Origin of the sequence: Streptomyces millisiae (assembly GCF_031845425.1) — a bacterium.
Classification (GTDB): domain Bacteria; phylum Actinomycetota; class Actinomycetes; order Streptomycetales; family Streptomycetaceae; genus Streptomyces; species Streptomyces millisiae.
On sequence record NZ_JAVREM010000375.1, the window covers coordinates 1 to 418 of the forward strand.

1 pseudogene is annotated in these 418 nt (G+C 61.2%); it reads left to right on the forward strand.

Annotation, left to right across the window (positions count from 1 at the left end):
- Window positions 1–76: 76 nt before the first annotated feature.
- Window positions 77–418: pseudogene (locus RNC47_RS37155) on the forward strand (cytochrome P450); the annotation flags it as partial.

Here is a 418-nt window from a genome sequence, read left to right on the forward strand (position 1 = left end):
GTTCGCTCTCTTGGGCAGCCCGATCCCGCTCGTACCGATCGCATTCGACCCACCTGAGCACACCCGGTATCGGCGCATGGTGGACAAGTTCTTCAGCCCGCGCAGTATGGCCGCCATCGAACCTGAGCTTCGTCATCAGGTCGGCGACTTGATCGACGGGATCGTCGCCAGCGGCGACACTTGTGAAGTGGTCGGCGCGTTGGCAATTCCGTATCCCTCGCAGGTGTTCCTGACATTGTTCGGTTTGCCGCTAGAAGACCGGGACCGCCTGATCGGGTGGAAGGACGCGATCCTCCAGTTCTCCGAAGCAGATAGCCCCGAGCCGACTCCAGAAGTGTTGATGCAGGCTGCCGAGATGTACGGGTATCTGTTCGAGCACCTCACCCACCGCCGCGACAATCAGGGCTACGACCTGCTC